Raw genomic sequence first — 12,471 nt, 5'->3', positions numbered from 1 at the left:
GCCTCAAGGCCCTCTTCGCCGGCAAGCCGGCTCCTACACAGGCAGAACAGCACCCCGCTACCCCCGTAGGAGCTGGCTTGCCAGCGAAAGCGGCCCAGGGCACAACCCCCGCCTCAAGGCCCTCTTCGCCGGCAACATCATCACGAATGCAGATAAGCCTGGGCTGTGACACGTTATCCCGTTAACGTTCACGGCCCATCGACTTTCATGGAAGACCCTTCATGCCTCGCTCCACAGCCGCCAGCGCGCCGCTGACCGTCAGACCCTTCTCGCTGGTTCCACTGATGGCCGCCTATATGGCCTGCACCATGTCGATGATGGCCTTCGTCTCGCTGATCGGCCCGATCTCCCGGGCCCTGCACCTGGAAACCTGGCACGCCGGCGCGGCCGTCACTGTTTCCGGGGTGATCTGGATGCTCCTGGCACGCCCCTGGGGCCAGGCCAGCGACCGCTTCGGCCGGCGCCGGGTGCTGCTGCTGGGCACCGCCGGCTTCACCCTCGCCTACTGGGCCTTGTGCCTGTTCATCGACCTGTCGCTGCAGTCGCTGCCCAGCGTCGCCATGGCCTTTCTCGGCCTGATGCTCGGCCGCGGCCTGATCGGCGCCTTCTACGCGGCGATCCCGGTGGGCGGCTTCGCCCTGATCGCCGATAACGTCGAGCCTCAGCACCGCGCCCGTGCCATGGCCACCCTGGGCGCCGCCAACGCCGTGGGCCTGGTGGTGGGCCCGGCGGTGGCCGCGCTGCTGGCGCGCTACAGCCTGAGCCTGCCGTTCTACGCCATGGCGGTGCTGCCGTTGCTGGCATTCCTGGTGCTGCGCTACCAACTGCCGCGCCAGGAACTGCACCTGGCCCAGGCCCCGACCCGGGTACGCCTGGGCGACCCGCGACTGCGCCGGCCCATGGTGGTGGCCTTTGTCGCCATGCTCTGTGTGTCGGTGGCCCAGATCACCGTCAGCTTCTATGCCCTGGACCGGCTGCACATGAGCCCCGCCGATGCCGCCCAGACGGCCGGGGTGGCCCTGGCCATGGTCGGCGTGGCGCTGATCTGCGCGCAGTTGGTGGTGCGCAAGCTGGAATGGCCGCCGCTGCGGATGATCCGCTACGGCGCCCTGCTGTCCGCGCTGGGTTATGCCGGCAGCATGCTGGTGGACAGCGCCTGGGGCTTGTGGCTGGCGTTCTTTGTATCGGCGGCAGGCATGGGTGGGGTGTTTCCGTCGTTCTCGGCCCTGGCGGCGAATGCCGTAGAGGCCTCGGAACAGGGCGCGACTGCCGGCAGCATCGGCGCCGCCCAGGGCCTGGGCGTGGTCATCGGGCCCATGGCCGGCAGCCTGATCTACGCCATCGAACCGCGCCTGCCCTACCTGCTGGCGGCGGTGCTGCTGGTACTGATCGCGATCTGGCCCGCCCCGCAGCCCAAAGACCTGTAGCCGCTGCTGCAGGCTGCGAACGGCTGCAAATCAGACGCCGCTCTTGAGGTTGCTGAAGGCCCTGCGGACCTTTGCGCAGCCTCGCAGGCTCGGCAGCGGCTACAGGTACTGCGCTGCTTTTGTAGCCGCTGCTGCAGGCTGCGAACGGCTGCGAAGCAGACGCCGCTCTTGAGATTGCTGAAGGTCCTGTGGACCTCGGCAGCGGCTACGGGTTAAAGCATGCGGTAGAGCAAGCGCTCGATGCGCACGCGGCTGACCCGGCGCAGGAACTTGCTCACGGCCTCGGGATAGTCCACCAGGCTGTCCAGGTACTGAAAGTGCTCGATGCGGCGGGTGTGGCGATAGATCTCGGCCTGTTCGGCGTTGCGCGCCTGCAGCAGCTCGCCCTTGGGGTCGTCCAGCAACAGGGCGTTTTCCAGGTCCAGGCGGAAGGCCCGCGGGTTGAGGTTGTTGCCGGTGAGCAAGGTATAGCGCTCATCGACCCACATGCCCTTGAGGTGGTAGGTGTTGTCGCCGTCACGCCACAGGTGCAGGTTCAACTGGCCGTTGTCGATCACTTTCTGATGCCGCTTGGCAAAACGCCGCAGGCTGATCTCATACAGATAAGGCAGCGCCGCGATCACCTTGAACGGCTCGCTGGGGGGGATATAGAAGTCGTTGGCGGTCTTGTCGCCGACGATGATGTCGATCTTCACCCCGCGCTCCAGGGCCCGGTTGATCTCCCGGGTCACCGGCAGCGGCAGGTTGAAATACGGGGTGCAGATGGTCAGCTGGCGCTGGGCGCCGGCAATCAGCTCGCAGATCACCCGGTTCAACGGATTGCCCTTGCCCACCCCGAGCAACGGGCTGACCGACAGCCCGCTCTTGTCCAGGCCACCGGCAGTGGTGTCGTAGGTGGCGTGCTTGAGGCGGCTGCGCAGATCGCCGATGTCGTTGCGCAGGCTGCGGGTGGTGGGCAGGTTCGGCAGATCCAGGCGGTGCACTGCCCGTGACTCCACCAGGCCGTGCTGCACCAGGTGGTGCATGGAGTCGGCCAGCGCCTGGTTGTGCAGCAGGTGGTAACGGTCGAAGCGGTACTTGTCGAACTTGTGCAGGTACACGTTGTTCAGGCTGGCGCCGCTGTAAAGCACGCAGTCGTCGATGACGAAACCCTTGAGGTGCAGCACCCCGAACAGCTCGCGGGTCTGTACCGGCACGCCGTAGATCGGCACCTCGCTGGCGTGAGTGCGGGTCATCTGCTGGTACCAGGCCGAGTTGCCCGGCTGCTTGCCGGCACCGATCAGGCCGCGCTGGGCCCGCAACCAGTCCACCACGACCACCACTTCCAGCTCGGGGCGGGCGGCCTTGGCGGCGTGCAGGGCATCGAGGATTTCCTGGCCGGCTTCATCCTGTTGCAGGTACAGCGCGACGATATAGATGCGCCGGCGTGCCTGGGCAATCTGCTCCAGCAGCGTGCGGCGAAACTGCGCAGCGCCGGTCAACGTGGTGAAAGCCTCGGCGGCCAGTGGGAAGCTGCGCAGCTTGGGCAGCAGGGAACGTTTGAAAAGCGACGGCATTAGGGCTCGCAGTGGCTCAAATCCAAAGAGCGCAAGAGCTTACACCATGGACCGGCCGGAGTCCCCTGCCTGGCATGTATAACGCCCTCCCTCAGCAAAGCACCCGCCCGCTGTGCGCAGGAGCCGGCTTGCCGGCGAATGGCCCCCCAAGCCCTGCACAAGGCGCAATGACACCTTCGCTGGCAAGCCAGCGCCTACAAAGGGTAATGGCCAGCTTCGAAGAAAAACAAAAAATGTAATTGACCAAGGAGAACGATCGTTCTACTGTTCGCCACATGAACGAAAACATGCACTCTGAAACCCGAGGCATCATCCTCGATGTCACCGAGAAACTGATCTACCAGAACGGCATTGCCGCCACCGGCATGGATCTTCTGGTGAAGACCGCCGGCGTCTCGCGCAAGAGCGTCTACCGCTATTTCACCAACAAGGACGAGTTGGTGGTGGCCGCCCTGGAGCGTCGCGATCAGCGCTGGATGCACTGGTTCTGCAGCGCGGTGAACCAGGCCGCGACCCCGGCCCTGCGCCTGCTGGCGCTGTTCGACGTGCTCAAGGACTGGTTCGCAACCCCCGGTTTTCGCGGCTGCGCCTTTATCAACACCAGTGGCGAAACCGGCGACCCGCAAGACCCGGTGCGCCAAGTAGCAAAACGGCACAAGCAGAACCTGCTCGACTACGTGACCGAGCTTTGCCAGGAACATGGCGTGCAACATCCTGAGGAACTGGCAGCGCAACTGCTGATCCTGATCGATGGCGCCATTACCGTTGCCCTTGTGATGGGCAATCACAGTGCTGCTGATAATGCGCAATGCATGGCGCGAAAGTTATTGGACCTCTGATTGTTTTAAACAAGAGCAGCTTCTTTGTTTGAACAGCAACTTTCATTGGAGACAGATCATGTCGTCTAACGCTCAAGTGCGCCCGCCCCTTCCGCCTTTCACTCGCGAGTCGGCGATTGAAAAGATCCGCCTGGCCGAAGATGGCTGGAACTCCCGGGACCCGGAGCGGGTATCCCTGGCCTATACCCTGGATACCCAATGGCGCAACCGCGCCGAGTTCGCCCACAACCGCGAAGAGGCCAAGGCGTTCCTGACCCGCAAATGGGCCAAGGAACTGGATTACCGCCTGATCAAGGAACTGTGGGCCTTTACTGACAACCGTATTGCCGTGCGCTACGCCTACGAATGGCACGACGACTCGGGCAACTGGTTCCGTTCCTACGGCAACGAAAACTGGGAGTTTGACGAACAGGGTTTGATGGCCCGGCGCTTTGCCTGCATCAACGACATGCCGATCAAGGCCCAGGAGCGCAAGTTCCACTGGCCCCTGGGCCGCCGGCCCGACGATCACCCGGGCCTGAGCGAACTGGGCCTGTAATCACCACCGCCTCTGCCCTTGTAGGAGCTGGCTTGCCAGCGAAAGCGCCCTCCAAGCCCGGCACAAGGCTGCGAGACCCGTTCGCCGGCAAGCCGGCTCCTACGAAAAAACACACCACCTCTGCCCCTGTAGGAGCTGGCTTGCCAGCGAAAGCGCCCTCAAGCCCGGTACAAGGCTGCGAGGCCCATTCGCCGGCAAGGGGCGGCTTCAGGCGGCAGCTTCCTGTTCCTTGGACCGCGCCCGAGCCTCCAGCTCGCGTACCAGGGGCAGCACGCGCTGGCCGAAATACTCCACCTCTTCCTGGAAATGCAGGAACCCGGCCAGTACCAGGTCCACCCCCACCGCCTTCAACTCCACGATGCGCTGGGCAATCTGCTGTGGCGTGCCGATCAGGTTGGTCTTGAACCCGTCGTTGTACTGCACCAAGTCCTCGAAACTCGACTTGGCCCAGTTGCCCTCGCCTTCGGGGGACGCCTTGCCGGCCTGCCGGGCGGCGTCACCGAAGGCATTCACCGCCTCCGGGTCGGCCTGATCGATGATTTGCTGCAACACCGCCCGCGCCTCCTCCTCGGTGTCCCGGGCGATCACGAAGGCGTTCACTCCGATCTTCACCGAGTGCTGGTTGGCCGCGGCCTTGGCGCGGATGTCATCGACCTGGGCCTTGATCCCCTCGACACTGTTGCCATTGGTGAAGTACCAGTCCGAAACCCGGGCCGCCATGTCCCGGGCAGCCCGCGAGCTGCCGCCCTGGAAGATCTCCGGCTGGCCCAGGGGCTTGGGCTTGAGGCTGTAGTGGTCGAAGCGATAGAAATCGCCCCTGAAGGTGAAGGCATCCTGGCTCCAGACCCCGCGCAGGCAGCGAATGAATTCCTCGGACCGGCGATAGCGCTCGTCGTGCTCCAGCCAATGCTCGCCAATGGCCTGGAACTCACCTTTGAACCAACCGCTGACGATGTTCACCGCAATACGGCCATTGGTCAGTTGGTCGATGGTCGCCAGTTGCTTGGCCGCCAGGGCCGGCTGCCAGGGCCCGGGCAGGATCGCCGCAATCACCTTGAGCTTGTCGGTGGCCGCCAGCAGTGCGTGGCTGAAAGCCACCGACTCGTGCTGGTACTCGGCGCCATAGCCAGCGGTGAAGCGGATCTGGGTCAGGGCGTATTCGAAGCCGGCCTGCTCGGCGATCTGCGCCAGCTTGCGGTTGTAGTCGATGCCCCAATGGGTGCGTTGCTCGATCTTGCTGACCACCAGCCCACCGCTGACGTTGGGCACCCAGTAGGCAAATTTCACGGCTTGCTGACTCATGGTTCGGTCCTCGGGACTTGGGAAAGTACCCCGGAGCAGAGCAGCAAGCGTGCCAGGGCCTGAAAGCCCTCGGCGCGTAGGCCGCCAGACGCCGTGTGGAGCCTCAAGCACGCCCTCTCCCGGGCAATGGCTGAGGCTCGCTGCCTGCGGCGGCGCGGGACCGGCCAACCCTGGAAACGGGCTGTTTTGTTGATGAACTGTTGGCGGAGCAACAGTTGCAGGCGCTCTGCCGGAGCCCTTGCCCCGGCAAACCGGCGTTTGCGGCTTCGGCATGGTGTGTGCAATCGGCCTGGCCCCTGCAGCGCTTTTTTCTGCCGAACCCAGGAGCTACACCATGACTGAACACCAGGTAATCAATCCGCTGTCCGTGGGGGTCGACTACGAGACCCTGGCCGCAGGCTTTCGCCCGATCTTCCAGCGCATCGCCAGTGGCGCGGTGGAACGGGAACAGCAACGCAAATTGCCCTACGAGCCCATCCAGTGGCTCAAGGAATCCGGATTCGGCGCGGTACGGGTGCCGCTGGAATATGGCGGTGGCGGCGCTTCCCTGCCCCAGCTGTTCCAGCTGCTGATCGAGCTGGCCGAGGCCGACGCCAACGTGCCCCAGGCCCTGCGCGGGCACTTTGCCTTTGTCGAGGATCGGCTCAATGCCACGCCCGGGCCGGGCCGGGACCTGTGGTTCAAGCGCTTTGTCGAAGGCGATATCGTCGGCTGCGCCTGGACCGAAATCGGTGCCGTGGACATCGGCCAGGTCATCACCAAAGTCTCTCCAGATGGCGAAAAATGGCGCCTCAACGGCGAAAAGTTCTACAGCACCGGAAGCATTTTCTCCGACTGGATCGATGTCTATGCCCAGCGCACGGACACCGGCGGCGACGTGATTGCCGCGGTGCGCACCCGCCAGCCGGGCATCGAGCAGAGCGACGATTGGGACGGCTTCGGCCAGCGCACCACCGGCAGCGGCACCTCGCGCTTCCAGGACGCTGAAGTGGACGCCGAGAACATCATCGACTTCGCAACCCGCTTCAAATACCAGACTGCTTTCTACCAGCTGGTGCTGCTGGCGACCCTGGCCGGCATCGGCCGCGCGGCGCTACGTGATGTGGCCCACGAAGTGCGGGTGCGCAAGCGCATCTATAGCCACGGCAACGCGCCCCAGGCCAGCGCCGATGCCCAGGTGCAGCAGGTGGTGGGCGAGATCGCGGCCCTGGTGTATGCCGCCGAAGCCGCCGCCCTGCGTGCTGCAGCCCCTGCGCAACAGGCCTACCTGGCGCGCTTTGCCGGGGATCCGGCCCAGGAGCGCGCGGCCAATGTGGCGGCGGAAATCGAATCGGCCACGGCCCAGGTGGTGGTCACCGAACTGGTCCAGCGCGCCACCAGCGAGCTGTTCAATGCCCTGGGGGCTTCGGACATTCGCCAGGGCAAGGCCCTGGACCGGCACTGGCGCAATGCGCGCACCGTGTCTTCGCACAACCCGGTGATCTACAAGGCGCGGATCGTCGGCGACTGGAAGATCAACGGCAGCGAGCCACCCTTTGTCTGGCAGATTGGCAACGGCCCCCAGCGCTGACCTCAGGCACCGCCCCCCGTAGGAGCTGGCCTGCCAGCGAAGGCGTTATCCAAGTGGGCGCTCGGCTCAGCGGCCTCTTCGCCGGCAAGCAGGCTCCTGCAGCGAAATCTCGGCGCACCGCCCCGTAGGAGCTGGCTTGCCAGCGAAGGCGTTATCCAGGCGGGCGCTCGGTTCAGGGAGAGGCATCCGACCAAGGTCGAGGCGGTCGCGCGGCGGGCTGGGTTGCAGGTAATATGGCGGACTTTCGCGCAGCCCCCTTTGCGCTTCTCGCCGAAATAAGCCGACCCCATGCCCTTTGAACTCAGCGTAGACCTGACCACCCTCGCCATTCTCGCCCTCGTGGCCTTCATCGCCGGTTTCATCGACGCCATTGCCGGCGGCGGCGGCCTGCTCACCACCCCGGCCCTGCTCACCGCCGGCCTGCCGCCGCACCTGGTGCTGGGCACCAACAAACTCAGCTCGACCTTCGGCTCGGCCACCGCCAGCTTCACCTTCTATCGGCGCAAGCTGTTCCACCCCAGGCAGTGGACCCACGCCATTGTCGGCACCCTGGTGGGCGCCCTGACCGGGGCCATCGTCGCTCACTACCTGCCGGCGGAATGGCTGAACAAGATGCTGCCGGTGATCGTCTTCGCCTGCGGCCTGTACCTGCTGTTCGGCGGCACGCCCAAGGCGCCACTGGACAGCGACGCACCGATCAAGAAGAAGTGGCAATCGAGCCAGGGCTTCAGCCTGGGCTTCTATGACGGCGTAGCCGGCCCCGGCACCGGGGCGTTCTGGACCGTGAGCAGCCTGCTGCTCTACCCCATCGACCTGGTCAAGGCCAGCGGCGTGGCCCGCAGCATGAACTTCGTCAGCAACATCGCGGCGCTGTCGGTGTTCGTGTTTTCCGGGCAGGTGGACTGGATCATCGGCCTGTGCATGGGCCTGTCGGTGATGGTCGGGGCCTTCTTCGGCGCACGCACCGCCATCAGCGGTGGTGCCAAGTTCATTCGCCCGGTGTTCATCACCGTGGTCCTCGGGCTGACCGTGCGCCTAGCCTGGCAGCACTGGTTCAGCGTGGCCTAGGCGGCGCGCCACATAGAGATCGATCAGGTAGCGGGCAATCGAGCGCGAGGCCGGCAATGGCGGTAGCGCATGGACGCTGAACCACTGGGCGTCCTCGATCTCGTCTTCCTGGGGAATGATCTCGCCGCCGGCGTATTCGGCGTGAAAGCCCAGCATCATCGAATGGGGGAACGGCCAGCATTGGCTGCCCACGTACTGAATGTTCCTGACTTCGATGCTCACCTCTTCGCGCACCTCGCGAATCAGGCAGTCCTCCGCCGACTCGCCCGGCTCGGCAAAGCCTGCCAGGGTGCTGTAGACCCCGGTGACGAAGCGCGGCGAACGAGCCAGGAGGATTTCGTCACCGCGGGTGATCAGTACGATCATGCTCGGTGAAATGCGCGGGTAGCTGCGCAGGTCGCAAGGCTGGCAATACATCGCCCGCTCCCCCGGCACCTGGGCCATGGGCCGCCCGCAACTGCCGCAGTACCGGTGCTCCCGGGCCCAGGTGCCGATCTGCGCGGCATAGCCCAGGACCTTATAAAGGGTATGATCGCCCTCCAGCATGAAGGCCCGCAGGCCTTTCCAGCCGCAGCCCGGCACTTCGGCGCGGGCGCTCAGTTCCAGCAGGTACACCGGCTCGCCATCGAGATGGCCGATGCCGTGTTCCGCCAGCAGCGGCAGGTCCTGGCCCTTGAGCCAGTGCCGCGGGAACAGCGCGCCGTTGTCGTCATAGAGAAAGCCGTCCGGGCCGCGGGCCACGGCCCAGCCGCCGGGAAGGTCGGTGTCGAGTACTGCGGTGGTCCAGCGTTCAATCATCGTCAATCAATCCAGAAATTCGGGTTTCTGTTTGCTCATATGGGCGGCGATGGCCACGCGCAAGTCGTTGGACTGCAACATGGCAGCGTTCCAGGTGGCGACATATTCCAGGCCGTCATCAATACGGTGGTCACGCATGTAGCTGAGCATTTCCTTGGTGCCGCTGACCGCGATCGGCGACTTGGCGGCGATCTCCCGGGCAATTCCCATGACCCCGTCCAGCAGGCTTGCGGCATCGCTGTAGGTCCGGTTGACCAGGCCAATGCTGCGTGCTTCCTCGGCACCGAAGGTGCGCCCAGTGTAGGCCAGCTCGCGCAGGATGCCGTCGCCGATGATACGTGGCAAACGTTGCAGTGTGCCGACATCCGCAGCCATGCCGATATCGATTTCCTTGATCGAGAATTGCGCATCGTCCGCGGCGTAACGCATGTCGCAGGCGCTGATCAGGTCGATGGCGCCCCCCAGGCAATAGCCCTGGATCGCCGCCAGCACCGGCTTGCGGCAGTTGTCCACGGCGTTGAACGAGGCTTGCAGCTGGAAGATCTTGCGCCGCAGCAGGCGCGCGTTGCGGCCCACATCCTTGCCCAGTTCGTTGGCCACCCCGGCCAGCATCATCAGGTCGATGCCCGAAGAGAAATGCTTGCCGGCACCGCTGAGCACCACCACGCGCACTGCGTCGGTGTCGTCGATCCAGCGGAAGATCTCGACGATCTCGCTCCAGAACGCAGCGTTCATGGCGTTGATCTTTTCCGGGCGGTTGATCTGCACATGGGCGATGTTGTCAGCGAGTTCGACGCGAAAGGCTTGGTATTCGGACATGGCAGTGATCCTTTACTGGGCAGAAAATGAGGGCCGAACTATAGCAAGTGGCGGCGGCGGGCCGTAAGGCAGCGCATCGGCCAAAAGCGGGACTGGCCACCGCCCCTGCGGGAGCCGGCTTGCCGGCGAAGAGGCCCCTGAATAACGCCTTCGCTGGCAAGCCAGCGCCTACATGGGGGCGATGTGGGGGTGATGAGCTCAGCCTTGCCTGATGCAATAGAAGGCGGCGGTCGTGTAAGGCACGGTGACCTGGGGCTTGCCCCGCAGCTGCGGCTCGCTGTCGATCAGGGCGGCGATCTGCCGGTCCACGGCCTCGCGTTCGGCCTGGGGCAAGGCGGCGATGAAGCTGGTGGAGCGCACACGGTTGAAGATCACGTCCTCCGGCGTGCCGCTGTGGCCCTGGGTGAAATGCTGTTCCTGCAGGGGCCCGAAACCCGGGTGGGGAAAGGCCTGGCGCCAGGCACCGGTGTAATAGCGCGGGGTATCGGCCTGCAAGGCATTGACGATGGCGTCCAGGCGCGCCACCCAGGGCACCCGGGCATCCCGCAGGTTCCACACCAGGGCCAGCTTGCCGCCGGGCTTGAGCACGCGATGGATTTCCTCCAGTGCCGCGCGGTGGGCAAACCAGTGAAAGGCCTGGGCACAGACCAGCACATCCACCGAGGCATCCTTGAGCGGCAGCGCCTCGGCGCTGCCCTCCAGTACCTGGGCCTCGGGCTGGGCCGCCGCCAGCCTGGCGCGCATTTGCTCGACCGGCTCCACCGCGATCACCTGGGCCCCGGTAGCCAGCAAGCGGCCGGTGAACTTCCCGGTGCCAGCGCCCAGGTCCACCACCACTCTGCCCGGCCCGAGGCCCAGCGTCTTCCGCAGCCAGGGCTCAAGGGCTGGCGGATAGTCCGGCCGGCCCCGCACATAGGTATCGGCGGCCTGTTGGTAGCCGTCGGCCGCAGCATGATGAATCGCCTGATCGTTCATGGATGAACCTCCTCATTGCGGGTGAGTACGAACAGGATAAACCGTGCCCGACAACAGACAGCATGAAACTCCTGTCAGTTGCACCCCCGCCGCAGGAGCAGGCTACAGGAGCTGGCTTGCCAGCGAAGGCGTTATCCGCAGGGGCGCTCGGCTCAGGGGCCTCTTCGCCGCCAAGCCGGCTCCTCCAACGAATCCGCACCGCCTGGTAGGCGGCCTTGAGACAAGCGCCGGGCTCTGCGGCCCTTTCGCCGGCAAGCCGGCTCCTACGGATTCAGGCCCTGGGCGGGGGCGGCAGGCTCAGGCGAAAACGCGCGCCGCCCAGGGGCGAGGCTTCCACGGTCAGGGTGCCGTCCTGGGCTTCCAGGGCCCGGCGGCTGATGGCCAGACCCAGGCCGAAGCCGCCGGTGGCGCGGTCGCGGCTGCGGTCCAGGCGGTAGAACGGCTCGAACACCCGCTCGCGCTCGTCGTCGGGAATGCCGATGCCGTCATCGTCGACCCAGATCTCGCAGCCGTCGTCGCTGACCAGCACCCCCACCTGGATGCGCTTCTCGCAATAACGGGTGGCATTGCGCAGCAGGTTCTGCAAGGCCCGGGCGGTCAGCCGTGGGTCCAGGGTGAAACGTTCCAGGGCACCGTGCAGCAGGACGTCGATGACGATATCCGACTCCAGCTCATCGTCGACACTGCCCAGGATGCTGTCGATGAACTCGTCCAGGGACACCTCGATCTGCTCCGGCAGGCACGCCGGGTTCTGCAGGCGGCTGTAGGACAGCAGCTCCAGTACCAGTTCATCCAGTTCGCGAATGTGCGCCACCAACCCTTGCAGGCGCTCGCGGCTGGCCGCCGGCAAATCGTCGGAGAGCGCCAGGGCCAGGCCGAAATCCAGCCGGGTCAGGGGCGTGCGCAGTTCGTGGGACACCGCGTTGAGCAGGTCACGCTGCTGGTTCAGGAGTTTTTCGATATCCCCGGCCATGGTGTCGAAGACATTGGCCAGGCTGCCGATGTTGGAACTGGCGGGCAGCTGGGTGCGCTCGCCCAGATGGCCCTTGCCGAAGCGTTCGGCGGTGCGCTTGAGGCGCTCCAGGTCACGCCAGTGCGGGCGCACCCAGAGCAGCAGGCAGGCCAGCAGCACGGCGACGATCAGGACATTGATGCTCCAGTACAGCAGGTTGACGTCCAGCGGGTCCGGCGGCACCACCAGCTTCACCGCCAGTTGTTCATCCAGCGGCGACACCGCCAGGGTGCGCCAGCCCCAATCGCCCAGGCGCACCACTTTCTCGCCGCGTTGCAGGCGCTCACGCTCGTAATCGCTGAAATCCGGGTCGTCGATGCGCACCAGGGCTACCTGCAGCGGGTGGAACTCCTCGTCCATTTCCTTGACCAGGGTCGGCCACTGCTGCGCCGGCAAGGCGCGGAACTGCTTGACGATCAGGCTCTGCAGGCCCCGGGACTGGTCCAGGTTGTAGTCCAGGAAACGCTCGTGGAAAACCTTGATCACCAGGTCCGGGATCAGGTAGATCGCGGCGCTGAAGGCAATGATGGTGATCAGGTACAGACGGACCAGGATGCGCAGCATGGA

The 12,471-nt window shown here is 65.1% G+C and carries 11 protein-coding genes; 5 read left to right on the top strand and 6 right to left on the bottom strand.

All coding sequences use genetic code 11. The annotated features are described in order from the left end of the window. Positions 1–221 precede the first annotated feature (221 nt). Positions 222–1,427 carry an MFS transporter gene (locus tag BLS75_RS02900; RefSeq protein WP_053151872.1) on the top strand — a complete coding sequence of 402 codons (1,206 nt, stop codon included), beginning with the start codon at positions 222–224 and terminating at the stop codon, positions 1,425–1,427. 212 nt (positions 1,428–1,639) lie between these two features. Here BLS75_RS02900 and pssA read toward each other — a convergent pair whose 3' ends face one another. Next, the gene (gene pssA, locus BLS75_RS02895; RefSeq protein WP_072450213.1) at positions 1,640–2,983 is read right to left on the bottom strand and encodes a CDP-diacylglycerol--serine O-phosphatidyltransferase; all 1,344 of its coding nucleotides are present in this window, start codon (positions 2,981–2,983) and stop codon (positions 1,640–1,642) included. 275 nt (positions 2,984–3,258) lie between these two features. Between pssA and BLS75_RS02890 the strand changes: the two genes are divergently transcribed. Both BLS75_RS02890 and BLS75_RS02885 read left to right on the top strand, forming a co-directional pair. Continuing rightward, positions 3,259–3,822 (top strand): TetR/AcrR family transcriptional regulator, encoded by a 564-nt coding sequence (locus tag BLS75_RS02890; protein ID WP_072450212.1) that lies wholly within the window; start codon positions 3,259–3,261, stop codon positions 3,820–3,822. A 58-nt stretch (positions 3,823–3,880) separates the two neighbouring features. Then, a complete protein-coding gene (locus BLS75_RS02885; protein ID WP_011061545.1) occupies positions 3,881–4,360 on the top strand; it encodes a nuclear transport factor 2 family protein in 480 nt (159 codons plus the stop codon). A gap of 207 nt (positions 4,361–4,567) precedes the next feature. On the opposite strand, the gene sfnG is transcribed toward BLS75_RS02885, so the two are convergent. Beyond that, a complete protein-coding gene (sfnG, locus tag BLS75_RS02880) occupies positions 4,568–5,662 on the bottom strand; it encodes a dimethylsulfone monooxygenase SfnG (RefSeq protein WP_011061546.1) in 1,095 nt (364 codons plus the stop codon). 334 nt (positions 5,663–5,996) lie between these two features. Here sfnG and BLS75_RS02875 point away from each other — a divergent pair, with 334 nt between their 5' ends. Together BLS75_RS02875 and BLS75_RS02870 are read left to right on the top strand one after the other, a co-directional pair. Continuing rightward, positions 5,997–7,232, top strand: coding sequence for an acyl-CoA dehydrogenase family protein (locus BLS75_RS02875; protein WP_011061547.1), 1,236 nt, complete (start codon positions 5,997–5,999; stop codon positions 7,230–7,232). 288 nt (positions 7,233–7,520) lie between these two features. Then, positions 7,521–8,300 (top strand): TSUP family transporter, encoded by a 780-nt coding sequence (locus tag BLS75_RS02870; RefSeq protein WP_011061548.1) that lies wholly within the window; start codon positions 7,521–7,523, stop codon positions 8,298–8,300. Here BLS75_RS02870 and nudC read toward each other — a convergent pair. From nudC to BLS75_RS02850, 4 genes are all read right to left on the bottom strand, one after another. Then, positions 8,268–9,098: an NAD(+) diphosphatase gene (gene nudC, locus BLS75_RS02865; RefSeq protein ID WP_011061549.1), complete on the bottom strand. Its 831-nt coding sequence runs from the start codon at positions 9,096–9,098 to the stop codon at positions 8,268–8,270. The genes BLS75_RS02870 and nudC overlap by 33 nt on opposite strands. A gap of 6 nt (positions 9,099–9,104) precedes the next feature. After that, positions 9,105–9,917, bottom strand: coding sequence for a crotonase/enoyl-CoA hydratase family protein (locus BLS75_RS02860; RefSeq protein WP_015635797.1), 813 nt, complete (start codon positions 9,915–9,917; stop codon positions 9,105–9,107). A 198-nt stretch (positions 9,918–10,115) separates the two neighbouring features. Next, positions 10,116–10,892, bottom strand: coding sequence for a class I SAM-dependent methyltransferase (locus BLS75_RS02855; protein WP_072450211.1), 777 nt, complete (start codon positions 10,890–10,892; stop codon positions 10,116–10,118). Positions 10,893–11,163: 271 nt separating this feature from the next. Next, positions 11,164–12,468 (bottom strand): ATP-binding protein, encoded by a 1,305-nt coding sequence (locus BLS75_RS02850; protein WP_011061551.1) that lies wholly within the window; start codon positions 12,466–12,468, stop codon positions 11,164–11,166. Positions 12,469–12,471: the final 3 nt, after the last annotated feature.

Source organism: Pseudomonas sp. NFPP12 (assembly GCF_900103205.1).
Lineage (GTDB): Bacteria > Pseudomonadota > Gammaproteobacteria > Pseudomonadales > Pseudomonadaceae > Aquipseudomonas > Aquipseudomonas protegens.
Note: the sequence above shows the minus strand (reverse complement) of the source record. Positions and strands in the feature narration are given on the sequence as shown.

What these genes read in the sequence shown, in the direction of transcription:
- BLS75_RS02900 (WP_053151872.1), top strand. Translation starts at nt 222, where the DNA reads ATGCCTCGCTCCACAGCCGCCAGCGCGCCGCTGACCGTCAGACCCTTC.
- pssA (WP_072450213.1), bottom strand. Translation starts at nt 2,983, where the DNA reads ATGCCGTCGCTTTTCAAACGTTCCCTGCTGCCCAAGCTGCGCAGCTTC.
- BLS75_RS02890 (WP_072450212.1), top strand. Translation starts at nt 3,259, where the DNA reads ATGAACGAAAACATGCACTCTGAAACCCGAGGCATCATCCTCGATGTC.
- BLS75_RS02885 (WP_011061545.1), top strand. Translation starts at nt 3,881, where the DNA reads ATGTCGTCTAACGCTCAAGTGCGCCCGCCCCTTCCGCCTTTCACTCGC.
- sfnG (WP_011061546.1), bottom strand. Translation starts at nt 5,662, where the DNA reads ATGAGTCAGCAAGCCGTGAAATTTGCCTACTGGGTGCCCAACGTCAGC.
- BLS75_RS02875 (WP_011061547.1), top strand. Translation starts at nt 5,997, where the DNA reads ATGACTGAACACCAGGTAATCAATCCGCTGTCCGTGGGGGTCGACTAC.
- BLS75_RS02870 (WP_011061548.1), top strand. Translation starts at nt 7,521, where the DNA reads ATGCCCTTTGAACTCAGCGTAGACCTGACCACCCTCGCCATTCTCGCC.
- nudC (WP_011061549.1), bottom strand. Translation starts at nt 9,098, where the DNA reads ATGATTGAACGCTGGACCACCGCAGTACTCGACACCGACCTTCCCGGC.
- BLS75_RS02860 (WP_015635797.1), bottom strand. Translation starts at nt 9,917, where the DNA reads ATGTCCGAATACCAAGCCTTTCGCGTCGAACTCGCTGACAACATCGCC.
- BLS75_RS02855 (WP_072450211.1), bottom strand. Translation starts at nt 10,892, where the DNA reads ATGAACGATCAGGCGATTCATCATGCTGCGGCCGACGGCTACCAACAG.
- BLS75_RS02850 (WP_011061551.1), bottom strand. Translation starts at nt 12,468, where the DNA reads ATGCTGCGCATCCTGGTCCGTCTGTACCTGATCACCATCATTGCCTTC.